This is a genomic window from Humibacter sp. RRB41, assembly GCF_022761015.1.
GTDB lineage: Bacteria > Actinomycetota > Actinomycetes > Actinomycetales > Microbacteriaceae > Humibacter.
In genome coordinates this window covers 116,514-136,697 of record NZ_JAKWJQ010000001.1, presented here as the reverse complement: position 1 = coordinate 136,697, position 20,184 = coordinate 116,514, and the positions used below count along the sequence as shown (strand labels likewise).

Here is a 20,184-nt window from a genome sequence, read left to right as displayed (position 1 = left end):
ATGGTGTCTGCATGGACATCCGCGTCGCCGCCTACGCCGTCATCTTCGATGGCTCGAAGGTGCTGCTGGCCCACTGGAACGAGCACGGGCGCAGTGGGTGGACGCTCCCCGGCGGAGGCCTGGAGCCCGGTGAGGACCCGGCGGATGCCGCGGTACGCGAAGTGCAGGAGGAGACCGGCTACGACGCCGAGCTCGACGAACTCATCGGGGTTCACTCGCACGTCATTCCCGAGGAGCAACGCATCTCTGGCGATGGTCCGCTGCAAGCGCTGCGGATCCTCTACCGCGCGCACGTGGTCGGTGGCGAGTTGGTGAACGAAGCTGACGGCTCCACCGATGAGGCGCAATGGTTCGAACTGAGCGAAATCGCGTCCCTACGCAAGGTGTCCCTCGTCGACACGGGCTTACGCTTCGCGGGGCTGATCGCCTGATCGGCTACCGCACCCGCCGCACTCGGCGCGCGCGAAAGGGCGGATGCCACGGCATCCGCCCTTTACTGCGCTCGCGTCAGTCCTGAAGCGGCGGTTCGGTGGCGTCGTCCTCAGCGACCCAGAGCTCGTCGTCGGCGCGGAACGTCTGCCACACCGCGTAAGCGATGCCGACGAGTGCGATGCCGCCGAGCGCAAGAGCGAGATACGTGCCGAAGCCCGGACCGGACTTTGCGGCCTTCTTGCCGAGGTCGCCCTTGGCGGTCCGGAGCCGCTTGACCGCGGCCTGCACACGGGCGTCGTGTGCGACATCCGCGACGCTCAGGGCGGTGCCGAGAGCCGTACCGAGTGCCGGCACGACGTTGTTGGTGACGACATCGCCCGCAGCACGGGTGACAGGTCGTACGTACTGGTCGTAGCCCTCCTTGACTCGGGGGGCCACTTCTTCTCTCGTCAGATGGGCGGCCTGGCGGCCGGCCTCCTGCGCGACGACGTTCGCCCTTCCAAGAACCTGCTGCTGGGAATCCCACAGCTGCTGGGCCTCTGCGCGAAGCCGATTGAGTTCCTTCTGGCGCTTGCGTGACAGACTCACGTTTCCTCCACCCAGTCGAATGTGCGGGTTTCTCCATCTTGCCACCGAAAGCTTGGACGACCAGGGGATGCACGAAACCCCTATGTAAGAATTGACGCCATGTCCAAGCACACTGCAGTGGCTACTCTGCACACCAACTATGGCGACATCGCCGTGAACCTCTACGGCAACCACGCCCCGAAGACCGTTAAGAACTTCGTGGGTCTCGCCACCGGCGAGCAGGAGTGGACCGACCCCAAGACGGGCGAGGCCCGAACGGACAGCCTGTACAACGGCGTCGTGTTCCACCGCATCATCCCCGGGTTCATGATTCAGGGTGGCGACCCGATCGGCACCGGCACCGGCGGACCCGGTTACCGCTTCGACGACGAGATCAGCCCGGACCTCGACTTCACGCAGCCGTACATGCTTGCCATGGCGAACGCCGGCATTCAGGGCGGACAGGGCACCAACGGTTCGCAGTTCTTCCTCACCGTCGGACCGACGACCTGGCTCCAGGGCAAGCACACCATCTTCGGCGAGGTCGCCGATGACGCCTCACGCCGCATCGTCGACAAGCTCGCCGGCGTTCCGACGGACGGCCGTGACCGCCCGCTCGACGACGTCGTGATCGAGTCGATCACGGTGGAGCAGGCGTAGTCGGCTCAGGCATCCGATCGCGCCCAGAGAACCCGAGACCCGAGTGACGCAACCGTCTCCGGCGGGCGAGTCGTCGCCCCCGACTTGCTACCGGCATCCCGACCGGCCGACCTATGTGCGCTGTCAGCGCTGCGGTCGTCCGATCTGCGGGGAGTGCCAGACGCCGGCGCCCGTCGGGTTCATCTGCCCCGAGTGCATGCGTCAGCAGCGCGCGACGGCGCCCCGCACGAAGTCCGCGTTCCTGACGAGGCTGACCGGCCCACGGCAGCCGGCTGTGACGTATGCGATCATCGCGATCTGCGTCGTCGTGTTCATCCTGCAGTCCTTGCCCGTGGTCGGCTCGTCGGTGACCAGCGCGCTGCAGTACGCCGGGATCTACGGGTATCCGACGGGCACAGTTGCCGGTATCGCGTTCGAGCCCTGGCGAATGCTCACGTCCGTGTTCGCGCACGCGAACATCCTGCACATCCTTCTGAACATGTACACCCTGTGGATCTTCGGCATCGTTCTCGAGCCGATGTTGGGCAGAGTGCGATACGGCGTGTTGTTCCTACTCAGCGGGATCGCGGGCTCCGTAGGGGTCTACCTGCTGGACACGCCGTTGCAGCCTGTGGTCGGAGCATCCGGCGCGATCTTCGGAATGATTGCCGCACTGCTGATCATTCAGCGGCACCTCGGCGGTCCCATCACCCAATTGCTGGTGCTCGTGGGCATCAACCTCGTGATCGGATTCGTGCCGGGCTTCCAGATCGCCTGGCAGGCCCACGTCGGAGGGCTCGTCGGCGGTGCCCTCGTCGGGCTCATCTATACGCAGACCCGCGCCAGGTCGAGACGGCCGCTGCAGATCGTGCTTCTTGCTGTGCTGGCCGTGGTGTTGATCCTGATCGGCAGCTGGCGCGTCTTCGCCGGCTGAGCCGGTCGGGGCATCCGATGATGCTGCCGATCGGATCGGCCGAGAGTTATCCACAGGTTTACCCACACGTGGGGATAATTACACCGGTGTAATTGCTCTTCGGGTGCCGCGTGTTCCAGCAGCGCGAAACGTGCGGTTCCGCAGGGGGCACGTCAGTAGATCAGCGCCACCGTGTGGTCATCAGGAACCCGACGAAAGCGATCGCGAAGCCGATCAGGATGTTCCACGCGCCGAGCTGCGGGATGGGGAACTGGCTGCCGCTCACGTAGAAGACGACGATCCACAACAGGCCGACGATCATGAAGCCGAGCATGACGGGCAGGAACCACACCGGGTTCGGCGCGTCGCCGGTGGACCGGACCTCGTCGACCGATCGGGAGGAGCGCTTGGTGCGGGTCTTGGATGCCATAGTCCGAACATTCTAGCCGTAGCCGATGTGCGGTTCCGCGGTCGAGAGCTATGAATCTGAGGCTCGCTCGGCTGGCGTAGAGAGTGCCGGATTAGACTTCCCCCTCGTGACCGATCGCCACGACTCCGCGCCCGATGAGGAGGCCCGCCTCGCGGAGACGCTGCCGACTCCGGCCGATCGGCCGGGTGACCATCCGACACGTGTCGGCCAGCCGATGCACGCACGAGGACGAGGCGGATCGGTCGCGCGCAAGCCGCGGCAGAGGCTGTCGGTGATCGGTGTCGTCGGTGAGTTGCTCGTGACGGCTGGTGTGCTCGTTCTGCTCTTTCTCGGCTGGCAGACCTGGTGGCAGTCCGGTGTTCTCGCCGCGCAGCAGAACAGCGCCGCTGCGCAGCAGAGTCAGAAATACCTCGAGCAGGCGACGAAGTCGCCGACGCCGACGCCGACCACGAAGGTGGCTCCTGACGGCACGAAGACGGCCGACTACGGAACACCGCCGGTGATGAAGGCTCCAGGATTCGCCCAAGCGTTCGCCGTGATCTACGTGCCGCGCTTCGGAGCCGACTGGAAGCGGACGATTCGTGAATCCGTCGACGTAGAGGCCGTGCTGAACAGTTACGACGCAGGCGTCGGGCACTACCCGGGAACGAAGATGCCCGGCGCTGTCGGCAACTTCGCCATCGCCGCACACGACACCGGTTACGGCAACACCTTCATCGACGTGTCGAAGCTTCAGGTCGGCGACGCCATCTACATCCAGACGAACGAGGGCTATTACACGTACCGATTCCGCAACATGGAGTACATCACCCCGAACACCGTGCAGGTGCTCTACGACGTTCCCCAGGTCGCGGGCGCAAAGGCGACCGACCGCTACATCACGCTGACGACGTGCAATCCGCCTTACCACGCGCAGGAACGCATCGCCGCGTTCGGGACGTTGGAGTCGTGGCAGCCGTTGTCGGCTGGACCGCCGAAAGAGATCGCGGCAGAAGTGGGAGGCAACTGATGTACGGAGCGCTGTGGCGGGTGCTTCCCGGTCCGGCCTGGGTGCGCATCCTGATTCTCGTCGTGCTGTTCCTGGCCGTGCTCTACTGCCTGGTCACGTGGGTCTTCCCGTGGGTCGATAGTCTGCTGCAAGGCAACGAGGAAGGGACGGTGACCGTATGACGCGCGTGCTCGTGATCGACAACTACGACAGCTTCGTGTACACGCTGAACGGTTATCTGCGTGAGCTGGGTGCCGAGACGGATGTCGTGCGGAACGACGCCATCGCACCGGACGACATCTCGGAGGTACTCGCCGGCTACGACGCCGTGCTGCTGTCGCCCGGTCCGGGAACCCCTGCGGATGCTGGCGTCTCGGTCATCACCGTGATCGCCGCGTTGCGATCGCAGACGCCGCTGCTCGGCGTGTGTCTCGGGCACCAGGCCATCGCCGAAGCGTTCGGCGCGACGGTGACTAACGCCGAAGAGCTGATGCACGGCAAGACGTCGATCGTGGAGCACGACGGCTCTCCGTTCTACGACGGCGTGCGACAGGGCTTCACCGCGACGCGATATCACTCGCTTGCGGTCGTCGACGGGACGGTTCCGGACGACCTGATCGTCACGGCTCGAACGCCCGGTGGCGTGATCATGGGCGTTCGGCATCGCGAGGCGCCCATCTATGGTGTGCAGTTTCACCCCGAGTCCGTGCTCACGCAGGACGGCTACCGCATGCTGGGCAACTGGCTGGCCGTCGCAGGCCTCGAGGGAGCACAGGAGCGCGCGAAGGGACTCGACCCGCTCCTCGCCGTCGGGTAGTGACCGTTCGATTGGGCATTGCCGTTGAGGAGCGCCCTTCGACTCCCTTCGCTCGCTCAGAGAGCTGGGGCGCGGACTAGCCGGTGCAGTACGAGAACGTGATTGTGGAGCCCTGAGGGACCGGACCAGGGGCTTGCGACTGGTGATTCACCGGCGCGCCCGTCTGCGTGGCGCAGCTCGGATCGCCCACAGCATTGGGTACGAGGGCCAGCTTGGGATCCTGCAGAGTGTTGGTCGCGTCCTGCACGCTCATGCCCGTGAGATCGGGCAGCGTGACTTGACCGTTGGAGACGACGAAGTTGATGGTGTCGCCCTCGTGCGCCGTGGCCCCTGTGGCCGGATCGGTCGAAATCACGACGTTCGACGGCACCGTCGGCGAATCCTGATTGTTGATCTGCCCCGTCTTGAAGCCGAGGTCTTGGAGCGCCTTCTCGGCGTCCGCGATCGACTTGCCCGAGACATCCGGAATGTTCACCGCCTTGGCGCCGCTGGACACGTACACGCTGATGCTGTCGCCCTTGCTGGCGATGACGCCCGCACCGGGGTTGGTGCGGATGACCCTGCCCTTGGTGACGGTGGTGCTGGACTCGTCGATGAAGGTGGGGTCGAGCTTGGCGTCCTTGATCTTCTCGGTCGCCTGGTTCAGCGTGAGTCCTGCGACGATCGGCACTTTCGCGGCATTGTCGGCGAGGTGCTGTGTCGGCGTCTGGTTGAAGACCCAGAGCAACAGCGCTGCGATGATGACGGCGACGCTGAGCACTCCCGCCCAGATCCACAGCACGGGAGGGCGATTCTGGGTGCGGACCACCTCGTCGTCATCCGCGAGTTGGCGCAGCGCCGCCACGGCGGGCGTCGGTGTTGTCCCCGCGTCACCGAACAGGGTCTCGGCGAAGGCGTCCCGCTTGTTGTGCACCGGAACCTTGCCGGATGCCGCCAGCTCCAGATCGTCCCGGAACTCGGCCGCCGACTGGTAGCGCTGCACCCGGTCCTTGGCCAGGGCTCGCAACACGACCATGTCCAACGCGGGCGACACCTTGGGATTGACGCTGCTCGGCTTGACCGGCTGTTCGCTCACGTGCTGATACGCGACCGCGACGGCGGTGTCACCGCGGAACGGCGGCCTGCCGGCGAGCATCTCGAAGAGAACGACACCCGTCGAGTACAAGTCGGTGCGGGCATCCACCGTCTCGCCCTTGGCCTGTTCGGGGGAGAAGTAACTCGCCGTGCCGAGAATGGCTGTGGTCTGCGCGACTGTCGCGGACGAGTCGCTGATGGCACGCGCGATGCCGAAGTCCATCACCTTGACCTGGCCGGCGCGGGTGATCATGACGTTGCCTGGCTTGATGTCGCGGTGAACGACGCCGGCGCGGTGCGAGTATTCGAGCGCCGTCAGCAGGCCTGAAGCGACTCGCGCCGCTTCGGTCGGTTCGATCGGACCGTTGCGCAGGATGTCACGCAGCAGCACGCCGTCCACGAACTCCATCACGATGAACGGGGCCTGCACCTCGTTGCCCATCGAGTCGCGAACGGTCTCTTCGCCTGCGTCGAAGACGCGCACGATCGTGGGGTGCGCCATACGCGCCGCAGCCTGCGCCTCTTGGCGGAATCTGGTGCGGAACGCGGGGTCGGTCGCCAGCGAGGGCTTGAGCAATTTGATCGCGACCGTGCGGCCTAGACGGGTGTCGACACCCTTGTGCACGTCGGCCATTCCGCCGCGCCCGATGAGCTCGCCCACGCGGTATCGCCCCGCGAGCATGCGGGGTTCATCTGTGGAAGGAAATTCGACGTCAGGCAACACTGCGAACAGTGTACTGGGGAGAGGTTGAGTGTTCGGTACACTCCGCGAGGTGGTACGGAGTTGTGCGTCGATTCGTCAGATCGGCGCACAAAACCTGGACTACTGAACGACGACAGCCAGCGGCTTCGACTGCCCGGATTCGATCGAACCATCACCGCAGAAGATCGTGTAGGTGACCTGAACCGTGTTGCCCGAATCAGCCGTCGGAACAGTCCACGTCGTACCGGATGTGCTGCCAGAGACGGATCCCTGGCCCTGTCCATTCACGTACAACTGGTGACCGGTGAGGTTCTGACCGGCGGGACACTGGCCGCCGCCCCAGTTGAACTGGACCTGATCGCCCGCACTCACAGGGTTGTTGCCGCCGACCTGCGACACGGTGTCGGTCGGCGCGCTAGGCGAGGTCATCTGGTCGTAGTACGTCAGCGTGATGGTGGCGTCGAAGTCGACCGTTCCCGTCGGCGTGATCTGATACACCGCGCCGACTGCCGACTGGGTGGTGGCCGGGGTTCCGAGCACTTGCTTGACGTTCTTGTATCCGGCGGTCCCCAGCGCCGAGACTGCGTCGTTGATGTTCTTGCCGATGTAGTCGGCGCCGTTGATGACGGCGCTCGTCGGTTGAGGCGCCGGTGTTGTAATAGTCGGCTTCGGGGACTTCGAGGTGGTGTGAGCGGTCGTATGCGCTGTGGTTGTGGAACTGGGTGCCGGTGCACCGTGGCCTTGCGTGAACAGGGCGATGAGCGTCGCGATCAGGATGATCGCGAGAAGTGCGATCAACGCGATGAGCGGCCATGTCCACGGACTGCGCTTCTTCTTTTTCGGCTCTTCCTCTTCGCCTTCTTCACCTTCGACGCCATCGGCATCGGCTGCGGAGAGCACGGTCGTGGCTTGCGTCGCACCGGCAGCAGCTCCGGACGGCATGAGCAGGGTGTTGAAACCGGTCGTGCTCATGCCGTCGCCGAGAATGGCCGGCACGGCGGCAGCAGCCGCCTGAACATCTCCGCGGCGCAGCGCCGTTGCCGCGCGGGCGAGGTGTGCAGCGGACTGCGGCCGCTCTGCGGGGTTCTTGGCGATGCATGCATAGACCAGGTTGCGCACCGGCTCGCTCACCGTCACGGGGAGCGGCGGCGGCTGCTCGTTGATCTGGGCCATCGCGATGGCCACCTGGGATTCGCCGGTGAACGGCCTGCGGCCCGCCAGGCACTCGTACGCGACGATGCCCAGCGAGTAGATGTCGGTCGTCGGCGACGCCGGGTGACCGGATGCCTGCTCTGGTGACAGATACTGCACCGTGCCCATCACCTGACCGGTGGCGGTCAGCGGCACCTGGTCCGCGATGCGCGCGATTCCGAAGTCGGTGATCTTCACCCGGCCATCGGGTGTGATGAGCAGGTTTCCGGGCTTGATGTCGCGGTGCACCAGGCCCGCGGCGTGAGCGGCATGCAGAGCTGCGGCGGTCTGCGCGACGATGTCGAGCACCTTGTCGGTGGAGAGCGTGTGCTCGCGCTCCAGGATGGTGGAGAGCGCCTCACCGGGCACGAGCTCCATCACGAGGTAGGCGCTACCGTCTTCCTCGCCGTAGTCGAAGACGTTCGCAATGCCCTCGTGGTTGACGAGGGCTGCGTGGCGGGCCTCCGAGCGGAAGCGTTCGAGGAAGGTCGGGTCGCCGAGGTACTCGTCCTTCAAGATCTTGATGGCGACCTGGCGGCCGATGACGAGGTCGGTGGCCTGCCAGACCTCGCCCATGCCGCCGATCGCGATCCGCGACTGGAGTTCGTATCGTCCGCCGAACGTGAGCCCTGTCGTGGGTCTCATTTTCCAAGCACCGCCTCTAGTACCTTCTTCGCAATCGGAGCAGCCACGGAATTCCCGTCGCCCCGCTGACCTAATCCGCCGCCGTTGTCGACCACCACCGCAATAGCGAACTGAGGATCATTCGCCGGAGCGAACCCGGTGAACCACAGCGTGTACGGGTCGTTCGTGCCGTTCTGCGCGGTCCCCGTCTTACCGCCGACCTGGACCCCGTCTATTCTTGCATTGCTCGCAACGCCCTCAGAGACGTCTTTCACCATGGTCTGAGCGACCGAATCGGCTGTGGTCTCGCTCGTCGCACGACCGAACGTCGTGGGGTTGAACGTCTCGCGAACCTGCAGGTCGGGCGTGACGACCGACTCCACCAGGTTGGGCTGCATCACGGTGCCTCCGTTGCTGATCGCCGCCGCGTTCATCGCCATCTGCAGGGCGGTCGCCGTGTCATCAGCCTGACCGAAGCCGCTCATGGCCAGCTTCGCCTGGTCCGAGTATCCCGGGTACTGGCTCGCCGAGGCATGCATGGGTACCGAGAAGCTGGTGTTGAACCCGTACTTCTGCGCCTGAGCCTTGATGGCCTGCGAGCCCAGCTTGATCGCCAATTCCGCGTACGGAATATTGCACGAAAGTATCAGCGCCGTCTCGAGCGAAACGGTGCTGCCCGCACCGCACGACGTCAGTGAGTCGTTGTGGATGACGGTGCTCGTGCCGGGAAGTGTGAAGCTCGACGGGTTCGGCATCTGCGAGCTGAGCGTGTAGTTACCGCTCTCCAGTGCAGCGGAGAGCACCACCGGCTTGAACGTCGATCCTGGCGGGTTCAATTCGTTGATCGTCTTGTTGATCAGCGGATCTCCGTCGGCCTTCAAGAGCTTCTGGTAGGTGGCATCCACTTGCGTCACGTTGTGCACCGCGAGCGTGTTCGGGTCGAAGTCGGGCTTGGAGACCATCGCGAGGATGCGACCGGTTTTCGGCTGCAGCACCACGACGGAACCCTGCTGCGAGCCGAGTGCGTCGTAGGCGGCCTGCTGCGCGACCGGATCGATCGTGAGCTCGACCGAATTGCCTTGCGGGTGGTGCCCGGTGACCAGGTTCTGCAGCTGGTCGATGAAGTCGTCGTTCGAGGTGCCGCTCAACTCGCTGTTCATCGAACCCTCGATGCCCGTCGGAGCGCCGCTGATCGGGAAGAAGCCGGTGACGGCGGAGTACAGCGGTCCCTGCGGATACTCCCGCTGGTAGTTGTAGGTGTCTTTGCTCGGCACGGATTCCGCCACCGGCTGGCCGGCGACGAGGATCGAGCCGCGCTGCACCTGGTAACTGGCGTAGAGGGTTCGGGAGTTGCGGGCATCCGCATTGAGGCTGTCCGCCGCGCCGACCTGGATGATCGAGGTCGAGACGAACAGCGCGAGGAACATCGCGAGCACCACGATGCTGACCCGTTTGATCTCACGGTTCACTCAGCTCACCACCAATCGGGGCTGGTTGCGCACCGTGTCGGACAGGCGCAGGAGCAGTGCGACGATGATCCAGTTCGCGACAAGCGACGATCCGCCTGCGGCGAGGAACGGGGTGGTGAGTCCGGTCAGCGGGATGACGCGGGTGATGCCGCCGATCACGATGAAGACCTGCAGGGCTACGGCGAAGGCGAGGCCCACGCTGAGGAGCTTGCCGAAGTCATCCTGACCCGCGAAGCCCACCCGCAGTCCGCGCGAGACGAACAGCAGGTAGAGGCAGAGGATGGCGAACAGCCCGATGAGGCCGAGCTCCTCGCCGAGGCTCGCGATGATGTAGTCGCTCTCGGCGAGCGGCGTCACCGTCGGATAGCCCTGTCCGAGCCCCGTGCCGAGCAGCCCGCCGTGCGCCAGACCGAAGAGGCCCTGCACCAACTGGTAACTGCCGCCGGTCGCGTTGTAGACGTGGTCGCTGAACGGGTTCAGCCAGTTCTGGAATCTGCCCTGCACATAGTCGAGCACTCGGCTCGCTATCAGAGCACCGCCGACGAAGAGCACCAGGCCGATGACGACCCAGCCGACCCGTGCCGTTGCGACATAGAGCATCACCAGGAAGAGCCCGAAGTAAAGCAGGCCGGTTCCGAGGTCGTGCTGGAAGACGATCACCGCCATCGAGACGATCCAGAGCACGAGGATCGGCCCGAGATCCCTCAGGCGTGGGAAACGGATGCCGAGGAACTTCTTGCCCACCATCGACAGGGAGTCGCGGGATTGCACGAGGTAGCCGGCGAAGAAGATCGCGAGGGCGATCTTGGCGATCTCGCCGGGCTGAAAGCTGAACGGGCCGATGCCGATCCACACGCGTGCGCCGTTGATGTTCTTGCCGATGACCGGCAGCATCGGCAAGAGGAGCAGTACGAGGGCACTGAATCCGAACACGTAGGTGTAGCGCTGGAGCACCCGGTGGTTGCGGATGAACACGATGACGGCGATGGCGCAGAGGACCGCGATCGCGGTCCAGACGATCTGGCGTACGGCGGCCGATTCCCAGCCGGAGTCGTGGTTGGCGATGTCGATGCGGTAGATCTCGGCGATACCGATGCCGTTGAGCACGGTGGCGATCGGGAGCACGAAGGGATCGGCATCCGGAGCCAGATACCTCATGACGATGTGCATGGCGAACACGAGCACCGAGAGGCCTGCACCCAGAAACACCAGGGTGAAGTCGAGGTGGCCGAGCGCACCCAACTCGACGAGCACAACGGCGATGGCGTTGATGGCGCACGCGAAGATGAGCAGGCCAAGCTCGAGATTGCGCAGCTTCTTGGGCAGGCGGATGCGACGCAGCGGTGCCGTTGCCGCTCCCGGCCGCGATGACACGGCCGTGGTCGAGCTAGTTGGAGCTGTCATTCGAAAGCTGCTCCACGATGCGCCTTGCGTCGTCGAGCGACGACGCGTTGATGGTGTCTTCGACCTGCTGTTGCTCGTACGGGCTCAGGTTGTCGACGTCGACTGCGGTCTCCTTGTAGACGTGCGAAAGCGAAATGGGTCCGAGATTCTGCTGCACGCCCTGGAAGATGGCGACCTTGCCGGAGGACTCGCCGATGAAGTATCTGGACTGGGTCCACTGATACCCGAGCAGCACGGCGAGTGCGATGGCGACCACCAGCAGGACGCCGCTGAGCAGCCAGGTGAGCCTGCGGCGGCGCGCTCGCCGCTGATCCTCTTCGATGAGCTCGTCGAGGTAGTCGTCGGTCTGAGGCTCGAAGTGGGTCGGGCCGGTCGCCGGTCGCGCCGGATGCAGCCGCAGAGCCGGAAGACGAAGCGCTCTGGTGTGTGTGCTGGGTTCCCGCTCGAAGTGCACGGGAGCGGACGCTGAACCCACCGTGACGGGTTCTCGCGCCTCTTCCTCCGCTGTCGTGACGTCGACGATCACTGCGGTCACGTTGTCGGGAGCACCTGCGTCGAGACTGGCTCTGACGAGGCGTTCCGCCGCCACCTTGGGCGACTCGACGTTGCTCAGGATGGCAGCGATGACCTCCCGCTTCACCACACCGCTGAGCCCGTCCGAGCACAGCAGCCAGCGGTCGCCGGGCAGGGTGTCGACGGTCCAGGTGTCGATCTCGGGCGAGGAATCGACGTCGCCGAGCACGCGCATCAGCACCGACCGACGCGGGTGCGTGAGCGCCTCCTCCTCTGTGATGCGGCCGGTGTCGACGAGGCGCTGCACGAACGTGTGGTCGACGGTGACCTGTTTCAGCTCGCCGTCGCGCAGCAGGTAGATGCGCGAGTCGCCGATGTGCGCGAGCGCGAGCTTGTCGTCGACGCGGATGATCGCGCTGACGGTCGTGCCCATGCCCGTGAGCTCCGGATGCTCGAACACCGTCTCGGCGAGCAGTCCGTTGGCCGCGAGCAACGCCGACTGCAGAGCGACCTGCGCGTCTTCGGCCGTCGGATAGTCGTGGTCGATCTCCTTGATGCGGTTCGTGGCGATCGCTGATGCGACGTCACCGCCCGCGTGCCCGCCCATGCCGTCGGCGACGAGGAACAGCGAAGCTCCCGCGTACCCGGAGTCCTGGTTGTTCGAGCGCACCTTTCCCACATGGGAGACCGCCACGGCCCTGATCGACGTCGCCATGGACTACCGCCGCAGCTCGAAGGTCGTCGTGCCGATCTTGATGGGAGCGTCGAGCGGAACCTGGGTGGGGACGGTCACCCTCTGACCGTCGAGGAACGTGCCGTTGGTGGAGTCGAGGTCTTGGATCATCCACTCGTTGTTCCACAGCATGAGGCGTGCGTGGTGGGTCGAGGTGTAGTCGTCGCGGATCACCAGGCCGGACTCGCCGGAGCGCCCTATGGTGATCGGCTCGTTGCCGAGCGTCACCTCGGTGCCACGCCGTGGCCCGGAGGTGATCACGAGCTTGCTCGCGGTGAGGACCGTCGCCATCGGACGGTTCGGGAGGGACCCGGTGGGAAAGCCCGCTTGCGCTCGCACGCCCGAGGTGCCCGACCCAGTAGACGGCTGCGTGATCTGCCCGGTCATCGGCCTGGCGAGGCCGGCGAGCGGGGAGTCTCCGGTCGACAACGCGCCGGTCGGCGCCGTCGGTGACGCCTGCGGCCGGGCGGCGGCCGCAGGCGCCGAGGACGGGACGTTCGTGAACGGGCCGGCGGAGGCATCCGATTGGAGCTTGCGAACGCGCTGTCCGAACAGGTCGCTGCGGAGTGCGTAGACGATCGCGAACACGAAGACCCACATCAGCAGCAGAAAGCCGATGCGCAGAACGAGGAGGGTGAGGGTGCTGACCGTCATGACCTGTCCCAGAACCCGTCGATGTCGTGCCGTCGGGTGACGTCGTCCGGCTCGCGGCGGGAGGGCACGGCGGCGGATGCCTGTGGCAGCACACGGAACACGATACGGGTGCGTCCGATGGTGATGACCGAATCGGGCTCGAGTACCGCTTTCTTGACCGGATTCCCGTTGAGCTGTGACCCGTTCGTGGAGCCGAGATCGCGCACCTGGGCGTGCGAGCCGTCCCAGGCGATCTCGATGTGCTTGCGCGACGTGCCGGTGTCATCCACCGTGATGTCGGCCTCGCTGCCGCGGCCGACGACCGTGCGCGAGTGCTTCAGCGGGTAGCGCTTGCCGCCGATGTCGAGCACCGGAACCCAGGCGACGTTGCCCTTCACGTTCTGAGACTCCACGTGCAGGATGCCCGTGCTCAGCGAGTCGTCAGGTCGCATGCTGATCGAGATGCCTCCCGCGAACTGGTAATGCTGTGCGCTCGCGTGCCGCTGCACGAAGTCGGTCAGCTCGTCGGTGAGCGCCGGGCCCATGGCGTGCATGCGCTTGTAGTCGTTGGGCGCCAGCAGCAGGGTGAAGTCATTGGGCGCGAGAATGCGGTCGCGTGTCACAACGGCGGCCTTCGTGTCGAGTTCGCGGCGGAGAGCGCTGGTCAGTTCGACCGGCTGCAACCCTGACCGGAACGTCTTCGCGAAGGCACCGTTGACAGCACGCTCGAGGCCTTTCTCGAAGTTGTCCAGAATGCCCACAGGTCTCCCGATCTGCCCGACGACTATGTGAATGTTAGCCGCACACCGTGAGAAGGAGCCCGTGAGCGGCGGTGGGGTGGCGATGGGCGTGCTGGATTTCGGAGAAACGTCGTTGGGGACGGCGTGTCATGAGCCGTGAGCGGCGTGTCGGGGAAGAACTCCGAAACTCAATACGCTGCACGAGGTGAAGCGGGTGAGGCATGGTGCCATGAGAGGCGACGACCCAAATGGCGTACCCAGCTGCTGCATGCTAATCTCGCTGGGTTGGTACGGAGACGTACCGGCATGCGCGAGTGGCGGAATAGGCAGACGCGCACGGTTCAGGTCCGTGTGCCCGTGAGGGCGTGGGGGTTCAACTCCCCCCTCGCGCACCAGTGATGAAGACCCCCGGGAAACTGGGGGTCTTCGTCATTTGCCTGTGTCGGGCTGCTGCGAATTGACGGATGTGGGGTCGTTGCTATGGCCGCGCGATGACGATGCCGGCGGACGACGGTTGCGGGGCATCCATCGCCACGAGTGCGTCGATGGCACCACCGAGATCGGTGATCTCGCCGATCAAACCGGCCGGGTCGATACGGCCGTCGGCGATCATCGCCAGCATGGCCGGATAATCGCGCGCGCTCATGCCGTGGGAGCCGGACACGGTGAGCTCCCAGGCGACGACGCGGTCCCACGGCAGCGGAGCGGCGGCCGCGTCACCGAGCATCAGACCGACCTGCACGTGGATGCCTCGGCGGCGCAGGCTCCGAACAGCGGACGCCGCGGTGCCCGCCGATCCCAAGGCGTCGACGCTCACGTGGGCGCCCCCGCCTGTCACCTCGGTGACGGCTCGCTCGAGTGCGGGACCGGAGTCCGTCGCGCGGATGGTGTGGGTCGCGCCGAGTGCGGTGGCCCGGCCGAGTGCGGCATCCGACACGTCGACGGCGGTGACGTTGGCACCGAGCGCCGAGGCGATCATCACGGTGGAAAGACCGACTCCGCCACAACCGAAGACGGCGACTTCGTCACCGGCGGCCACCCGTCCGTGCACGGTGACCGCGCGGAACGCCGTGGCGAAGCGGCAGCCGAGAGCGGCGGCGGCGTCGAAGCCGACGGCATTTGGAAGCGCCACGAGATTGATGTCGGCGGCAGCGACCACGACGAATTCGGCGAACGAGCCGTCTCGGGTGAAGCCGGGCTGCGTCTGATCCGGGCAGACCTGCGCGTCGCCGCGGAGGCACCACTCGCACCGGCCGCAGCCGTTCACGAACGGGGCCGTGACGCGGTCGCCAGGAGCGAAGCCCGTGACGTCGTGGCCGACCCGCTCGACCACGCCTGCGAATTCGTGGCCGGGGACGATCGGCAGCGGCACGGGGTCGTGACCACGCCACGCGTGCCAGTCGGACCGGCACACGCCGGTCGCCGCGACGCGAACGAGTGCGCCGTCGTCCGGGCACGTGGGAATCTGCACCGCGGTCACCCGAGGCCTCTCGCCGACCCGGCCGTATACGACCGCGCGCATCGTCTCTGGCATCCGACCATTCTCGCCGGGCGGTCTCTGACCGATCGGTCGGATCAGGATGCCTTCTTCTTCGACTTCTTCGTGGGCTGCGGGTGACGGATGCCCGCGACCAGCCCCTTCGCCCATGGCGCGTCGACGGCGTCGAGGCCGGCGGTCACGATCAGGTGGCACAGCTGCCCGTACGCCATGAAGGCCTGCACCGCGTCGTCGCTCGCGCCGGAACGGGTCGACGCGTACCGGGTGATGCTCCCGATGCCGTCACGAAGTGCCTGACGGATGACGTCGATGTCGCAGGCCGATTGTGCGTGCACCTGCATCATGAGCAGGTCGCGATCGGCGATGAGTTCCGCGTACTGCTCACCCATCGCGTCGAGGATGCCCTTCGGCGTCTGATCCTTCGCGGCTGCGGCCCCTCGTTCGAGCGTCTGCACGATGAGTTCGATGCATCGCGTGAGCGCGGCGACGAAAAGGGCCTCCTTCGTCGGGAAGAGCTTGAAGACGTAGGCGGTCGAGATATCGGCCTCCTCGGCGACCGCGCTGGTCGGCGTTCCCAGATAGCCGCTGCGCGCGAATGCGGTGATCGCGGCGGTGATGACGGTCTCGCGTCGCAGGTCTGAGGTGGACAGAGTCGAAGACATGTGAGTGATCGTACACTCACCAATTCTGTGGATGCCCTTGCCTGCGCCAATGAGTGAGTGTACGGTCACTCACAACGACGCCGACCGCGTCTTTTCTTTTTCCATCGAGAGTGACTGACTGCTCACTCACCACCATCCTCACCGAAGCGCACTCCTCACGAAAGGACCACAAGGCCATGACACTCAACACCGCAGACCGCACCGTCGACACAGGGGTAGCGAAGCCCACCCAGCGAAGGTGGATCGCGCTGGCGATCCTGGCCATCGCCGAATTCCTCGTCATGCTCGACGCGTCCATCGTCAACATCGCACTGCCCTCGATTGGCGCGAACTTGCACCTCGACACGGCCCAGCTGAGCTGGGTGATCACCGCTTACGTGCTGCCTCTCGGTGGGCTCTTGCTGTTGGGAGGACGGCTCGCCGATCGCTTCGGGCATCGTCGTGTCTTCTTCGTCGGCGTCGTCGGCTTCATCGCGGCATCCGCGCTCGCCGGGTTCTCGCTGAACGGCGGGATGCTGCTGGGCGCCCGCGCGATTCAGGGCGCGTCCGCAGCGCTTCTGATGCCTGCGTCGCTCGCGCTCGTGACTCGGCTCTTTCCGATCGCATCGGATCGCGCGAAGGCGCTCGGCGTCTGGGGAGCCGTCGCTGGAATCGGCAGCGCGGCCGGCGTTCTGCTCGGTGGCGTACTCACAGCGGCGTTCGGCTGGGAGGCGATCTTCTTCGTCAACGTGCCGGCCGGCCTCGTCGTGCTCATCGCACTGCCCTTCCTGATCGGCCGCGATCGAGAGTCCGCCCGCGTGCGTCTCGACCTCGCCGGCGCGCTGACGGTCACGGGTGGGCTCGTCTCCCTTGTCGGCGCGCTCAGCTTGTCCGAGCAGTTCGGGTTCGCCGACCCGCTCATCATCGGTCTCTTCGTGGCGGCGGCCCTGCTGCTCACGGCCTTCGCGATCATCGAGCACCGCAGTGCGCAGCCGCTGATCGACCTGCGGATCTTCCGTCTGCCGACCGTCGCCGGCGGCAATGCCGCGATGTTGTTCGCGGGCGCCGCAACCACGGCAACGTTCTTCGCGCTCTCCGTCTTCATGCAGCAGGTGCTCGGCTTCAGCGCGTTGGAGTCCGGGCTGACCCAGTTGCCGCTCGCCGGCACGCTCGTCATCATCGCCGGCGTGGTGCCCTCCGTGCTCGCCAGGTTCGGTGCCCGCCGCGTGCTGGTCGTCGCCTTGCTGGTGCTCGCAGCAGGGCTCGTGTGGCTTTCGTTCGCCCCGGCCGATGCGACGTTCGTCGGCTCGCTTCTCGTACCGACGATTGTGATCGGTGCCGGGCTCGGGGCATCGTTCATCGCCACCACGCAGCTTGCCGTCGACGGCACCTCCGGGTCGGACGCGGGCCTCGCCAGCGGGCTCGTCAACACCAGCCAGCAGGTCGGCGGTGCTCTGGGGCTGGCCGTTCTCTCCACGATCGCGGCGAACCGGGTGACAGAGCTGATGGCATCCGGAACGGCGAAGGCCGACGCTTTGACCTCGGGATTCGGCTTGGTGTTCCTTGGCGCTGCTGCAGCAGCTGTTCTCGGGGCGATCACCGTCACGGTGATCACGCGTGGCCGCGCGAACTCCACCACGGCCCAGTGACTCACGCCCTAGTCTCGAGATCGATGCCGCGCAGGCGGCGGGAGCGGGAGCGAAGGTGCGCGCGTTCGTGATCACGGCGCCGGGGCAGGCAGAGGTGGCCGATGTTCCGGAGCCGGTTGCGGCATCCGGTGAGGTCGTCGTCGATGTGCAGCGCGCGGGCGTCTGCGGCACCGACGTCGAGTTCTACACCGGGCACATGGCCTACCTGCACGACGGCAATGCGCGGTATCCGGTACGCATCGGGCACGAGTGGATGGGCGTGGTCACCGAGGTGGGCGACGGCGTGGATGCCTCGTGGCTCGGCCGCCGCGTCACGGGCGACACGATGCTCGGATGCGGGCGCTGCAGGCTGTGCCTCAGCGGGCGCCAGCACGTGTGCGCCGAGCGTGAGGAAGTGGGCATCCGCCGCGGTCGCGCGGGAGCGCTCGCCGAGCGGATCGCCATGCCGGCCACCTCGCTGCACGCGTTGCCGGACACGCTGGACGACACGCTCGGCGCCCTCGTCGAGCCGGCGGGGAACGGGCTGCGCGCCGCACGGGCGGCGGCATCCGCGGAGCACGTGCTCGTCGTCGGACCCGGCACCATCGGTCTGCTCGCTGCGATGTTCGCCAGGGCCGAGGGAAGCGATGTGCATCTTGTCGGGGTGTCGCAGGCATCCGTCGACTTCGCACGCACGCTCGGATTCGACGCGTGGCTCGGCCGGGATGCCGTGCCCGACCTGCCGTTCGATGCGGTGATCGATGCCGCCACGGATGCCGCGACGCCCGCACGAGCCGTCGATCTCGTGCAGCCTGGTGGTCGCGTGGTGCTCATCGGCATCTCGCCGGCTCCGAGCCTGGTCGACACCCGCTCGATGCTGCTCAAGGATGTGACGGCCGTCGGCATCCTGAGCGCATCACCAGGACTGGATGGCGCGATCGCCGGCTTCGCGTCGGGTGCAGTGGATGCGCGGCCGCTGGTGGCCGCGACCGTCGGACTCGACGGGGTCGCCGCCGTGCTTGCCGGCGAGCGGCCGGTGGGCGCCGGCAAGGGACCGAAGGTGCACGTCGACCCGCGCGCGTGAGCGAGGCGCAGGGTCAGCGCTCGTTCAGGCGCTCCGTGAGGTAGGCGTCGAGGGCGTCGATCGGGATGCGTTCCTGGCCCATGCTGTCGCGGTCGCGCACCGTGACGGCGTTGTCGTCGAGCGAGTCGAAGTCGACCGTGACGCAGTACGGCGTGCCGATCTCGTCCTGTCGGCGGTAGCGACGTCCGATCGCACCGGAGTCGTCGAACTCCACATTGCGGTGCCTGCGCAGGTCGTCCGCCAGCGACCGTGCCAGCGGTGAAAGTCGCTCGTTGCGTGACAGCGGCAGCACCGCGACCTTCACGGGCGACAAGCGCGGGTCGAGCTTCAGCACCGTGCGGGTGTCGGTGCCGCCCTTCGCGTTCGGCACCTCCTCTTGGTGGTACGCGTCGACGAGGAACGCCATCATCGCGCGCGTCAGACCGAACGACGGCTCGATCACGTAAGGCACGTAGCGCTCACCGGATGCCTGATCGAAGAACGACAGATCCTTGCCGGATGCCGTGATGTGGTTCTTGAGGTCGAAGTCCGTGCGACTCGCGACGCCCATGAGCTCGCCCCAGCCTTTGCCCGAGAAGCCGAATTCGTACTCCAGGTCGATGGTGCGATCGGAGTAGTGGGCGCGCTCGCCGTCGGGCACATCGAGCCTGCGCATGTGCGCGGGGTCGATTCCGAGATCGACGAACCAGTTCCAGCTGGCCTCGACCCAGTGGTCGAACGACTCGGGGGCACCCGCCGCCGGCACGAAGTACTCGATCTCCATCTGCTCGAACTCGCGGGTGCGGAAGATGAAGTTTCCCGGCGTGATCTCGTTGCGGAACGCCTTGCCGACCTGCCCGACGCCGAACGGCGGCTTCATGCGCGCCGCCTGCACGACGTTCGCGAAGTTCACGAAGATGCCCTGGGCTGTCTCCGGCCGCAGATAGTGCAGGCCGGATTCGTCGTCGACCACACCGACGTACGTCTTCATCAGACCGGAGAAGGAGCGCGACTCCGTCCATTGGCCGCGCGTGCCGCAGTTGGGGCAGACGATGTCGGCCAGGCCGCCCTCGGGGGACCTGCCCTTCTTCGCCTCGAACGACTCGATCAGGTGGTCTTCGCGGAACCGGTGATGGCAGTGCAGACACTCGACCAGCGGGTCGGTGAAGGTGGCGACGTGGCCGGATGCCTCCCAGACCTTCGTCGGCAGGATGACGGCCGAGTCGAGGCCGACCATGTCACCTCGGCCGCGTACGAACGACTGCCACCACTGGCGGCGGATGTTCTCCTTGAGCTCGACGCCCAGGGGGCCGTAGTCCCAGGTGGAACGCGATCCGCCGTAGATCTCCCCCGACTGGAACACGAACCCGCGGTGGCGGGCGAGGGCGGTAACGGCATCGAGTGCGTTCTGGTCGGGCATGGCATCCCCTTTGGAGGATCGGGCGGAGGGAAGCAGGTGGTGCGACCGCATTCCACCCGAGAAT

Annotated in this window: 20 protein-coding genes and 1 tRNA gene; 9 read left to right on the top strand and 12 right to left on the bottom strand. The window is 66.1% G+C overall.

What is annotated here, in order from left to right; all coding sequences use genetic code 11:
* The first annotated feature begins 11 nt into the window (after window positions 1-11).
* Window positions 12-431 carry an NUDIX hydrolase gene (locus MJ603_RS00660; protein WP_243061739.1) on the top strand — a complete coding sequence of 140 codons (420 nt, stop codon included), beginning with the start codon at window positions 12-14 and terminating at the stop codon, window positions 429-431.
* A 76-nt stretch (window positions 432-507) separates the two neighbouring features.
* On the opposite strand, the gene MJ603_RS00655 is transcribed toward MJ603_RS00660, so the two are convergent.
* The gene (locus tag MJ603_RS00655; protein ID WP_243061738.1) at window positions 508-1,020 is read right to left on the bottom strand and encodes a hypothetical protein; all 513 of its coding nucleotides are present in this window, start codon (window positions 1,018-1,020) and stop codon (window positions 508-510) included.
* Window positions 1,021-1,119: 99 nt separating this feature from the next.
* Here MJ603_RS00655 and MJ603_RS00650 point away from each other — a divergent pair, with 99 nt between their 5' ends.
* Window positions 1,120-1,659 (top strand): peptidylprolyl isomerase, encoded by a 540-nt coding sequence (locus MJ603_RS00650; RefSeq protein ID WP_243061737.1) that lies wholly within the window; start codon window positions 1,120-1,122, stop codon window positions 1,657-1,659.
* A 196-nt stretch (window positions 1,660-1,855) separates the two neighbouring features.
* Entirely contained in the window at window positions 1,856-2,572 is a 717-nt protein-coding gene (locus MJ603_RS00645) for a rhomboid family intramembrane serine protease (RefSeq protein ID WP_243061736.1), read from the top strand.
* A gap of 160 nt (window positions 2,573-2,732) precedes the next feature.
* On the opposite strand, the gene MJ603_RS00640 is transcribed toward MJ603_RS00645, so the two are convergent.
* Entirely contained in the window at window positions 2,733-2,981 is a 249-nt protein-coding gene (locus MJ603_RS00640; RefSeq protein WP_243061735.1) for a cell division protein CrgA, read from the bottom strand.
* A gap of 106 nt (window positions 2,982-3,087) precedes the next feature.
* Between MJ603_RS00640 and MJ603_RS00635 the strand changes: the two genes are divergently transcribed.
* The 3 genes from MJ603_RS00635 to MJ603_RS00625 are packed head-to-tail and all read left to right on the top strand — an operon-like array spanning window position 3,088 to window position 4,786.
* The gene (locus MJ603_RS00635) at window positions 3,088-3,990 is read left to right on the top strand and encodes a class E sortase (RefSeq protein ID WP_243061734.1); all 903 of its coding nucleotides are present in this window, start codon (window positions 3,088-3,090) and stop codon (window positions 3,988-3,990) included.
* On the top strand, window positions 3,990-4,151 hold the full coding sequence (locus MJ603_RS00630) for a hypothetical protein (RefSeq protein WP_243061733.1): 162 nt from the start codon (window positions 3,990-3,992) through the stop codon (window positions 4,149-4,151). The genes MJ603_RS00635 and MJ603_RS00630 overlap by 1 nt, the downstream gene beginning before the upstream one ends.
* Window positions 4,148-4,786 (top strand): aminodeoxychorismate/anthranilate synthase component II, encoded by a 639-nt coding sequence (locus MJ603_RS00625; protein ID WP_243061732.1) that lies wholly within the window; start codon window positions 4,148-4,150, stop codon window positions 4,784-4,786. Before MJ603_RS00630 ends, MJ603_RS00625 begins: the two co-directional genes overlap by 4 nt.
* A 76-nt stretch (window positions 4,787-4,862) precedes the next feature.
* On the opposite strand, the gene pknB is transcribed toward MJ603_RS00625, so the two are convergent.
* The 7 genes from pknB to MJ603_RS00590 all read right to left on the bottom strand — a co-directional run bounded on the left by pknB (window position 4,863) and on the right by MJ603_RS00590 (window position 13,891).
* Window positions 4,863-6,542: a Stk1 family PASTA domain-containing Ser/Thr kinase gene (pknB, locus tag MJ603_RS00620; RefSeq protein ID WP_243061731.1), complete on the bottom strand. Its 1,680-nt coding sequence runs from the start codon at window positions 6,540-6,542 to the stop codon at window positions 4,863-4,865.
* 141 nt (window positions 6,543-6,683) lie between these two features.
* The gene (locus MJ603_RS00615) at window positions 6,684-8,399 is read right to left on the bottom strand and encodes a serine/threonine-protein kinase (protein WP_243061730.1); all 1,716 of its coding nucleotides are present in this window, start codon (window positions 8,397-8,399) and stop codon (window positions 6,684-6,686) included.
* Window positions 8,396-9,847, bottom strand: coding sequence for a penicillin-binding protein 2 (locus tag MJ603_RS00610; RefSeq protein ID WP_243061729.1), 1,452 nt, complete (start codon window positions 9,845-9,847; stop codon window positions 8,396-8,398). Before MJ603_RS00610 ends, MJ603_RS00615 begins: the two co-directional genes overlap by 4 nt.
* A complete protein-coding gene (locus MJ603_RS00605) occupies window positions 9,848-11,251 on the bottom strand; it encodes an FtsW/RodA/SpoVE family cell cycle protein (protein WP_243061728.1) in 1,404 nt (467 codons plus the stop codon).
* Window positions 11,235-12,479: a PP2C family serine/threonine-protein phosphatase gene (locus tag MJ603_RS00600; protein WP_243061727.1), complete on the bottom strand. Its 1,245-nt coding sequence runs from the start codon at window positions 12,477-12,479 to the stop codon at window positions 11,235-11,237. The genes MJ603_RS00605 and MJ603_RS00600 overlap by 17 nt, the downstream gene beginning before the upstream one ends.
* 3 nt (window positions 12,480-12,482) lie before the next feature.
* On the bottom strand, window positions 12,483-13,151 hold the full coding sequence (locus MJ603_RS00595; RefSeq protein WP_243061726.1) for an FHA domain-containing protein: 669 nt from the start codon (window positions 13,149-13,151) through the stop codon (window positions 12,483-12,485).
* Window positions 13,148-13,891: a DUF3662 and FHA domain-containing protein gene (locus MJ603_RS00590; protein ID WP_243061725.1), complete on the bottom strand. Its 744-nt coding sequence runs from the start codon at window positions 13,889-13,891 to the stop codon at window positions 13,148-13,150. Before MJ603_RS00590 ends, MJ603_RS00595 begins: the two co-directional genes overlap by 4 nt.
* A 287-nt stretch (window positions 13,892-14,178) precedes the next feature.
* Between MJ603_RS00590 and MJ603_RS00585 the strand changes: the two genes are divergently transcribed.
* A tRNA-Leu gene (locus MJ603_RS00585) sits at window positions 14,179-14,265 on the top strand.
* An 83-nt stretch (window positions 14,266-14,348) separates the two neighbouring features.
* Here MJ603_RS00585 and MJ603_RS00580 read toward each other — a convergent pair.
* Together MJ603_RS00580 and MJ603_RS00575 are read right to left on the bottom strand one after the other, a co-directional pair.
* Window positions 14,349-15,392, bottom strand: a complete 1,044-nt coding sequence (locus MJ603_RS00580) for a zinc-dependent alcohol dehydrogenase family protein (protein ID WP_243062691.1) — start codon at window positions 15,390-15,392, stop codon at window positions 14,349-14,351.
* Between the two features lie 53 nt (window positions 15,393-15,445).
* Entirely contained in the window at window positions 15,446-16,030 is a 585-nt protein-coding gene (locus MJ603_RS00575) for a TetR/AcrR family transcriptional regulator (RefSeq protein WP_243061724.1), read from the bottom strand.
* Between the two features lie 176 nt (window positions 16,031-16,206).
* On the opposite strand from MJ603_RS00575, the gene MJ603_RS00570 reads away from it, so the two are divergent.
* Together MJ603_RS00570 and MJ603_RS18680 are read left to right on the top strand one after the other, a co-directional pair.
* Window positions 16,207-17,658 (top strand): DHA2 family efflux MFS transporter permease subunit, encoded by a 1,452-nt coding sequence (locus tag MJ603_RS00570; protein ID WP_243061723.1) that lies wholly within the window; start codon window positions 16,207-16,209, stop codon window positions 17,656-17,658.
* A gap of 55 nt (window positions 17,659-17,713) precedes the next feature.
* Window positions 17,714-18,721: a zinc-binding dehydrogenase gene (locus MJ603_RS18680; protein WP_243061722.1), complete on the top strand. Its 1,008-nt coding sequence runs from the start codon at window positions 17,714-17,716 to the stop codon at window positions 18,719-18,721.
* 13 nt (window positions 18,722-18,734) lie between these two features.
* Here MJ603_RS18680 and MJ603_RS00560 read toward each other — a convergent pair whose 3' ends face one another.
* A complete protein-coding gene (locus MJ603_RS00560; protein WP_243061721.1) occupies window positions 18,735-20,120 on the bottom strand; it encodes a glycine--tRNA ligase in 1,386 nt (461 codons plus the stop codon).
* Window positions 20,121-20,184 lie beyond the last annotated feature (64 nt).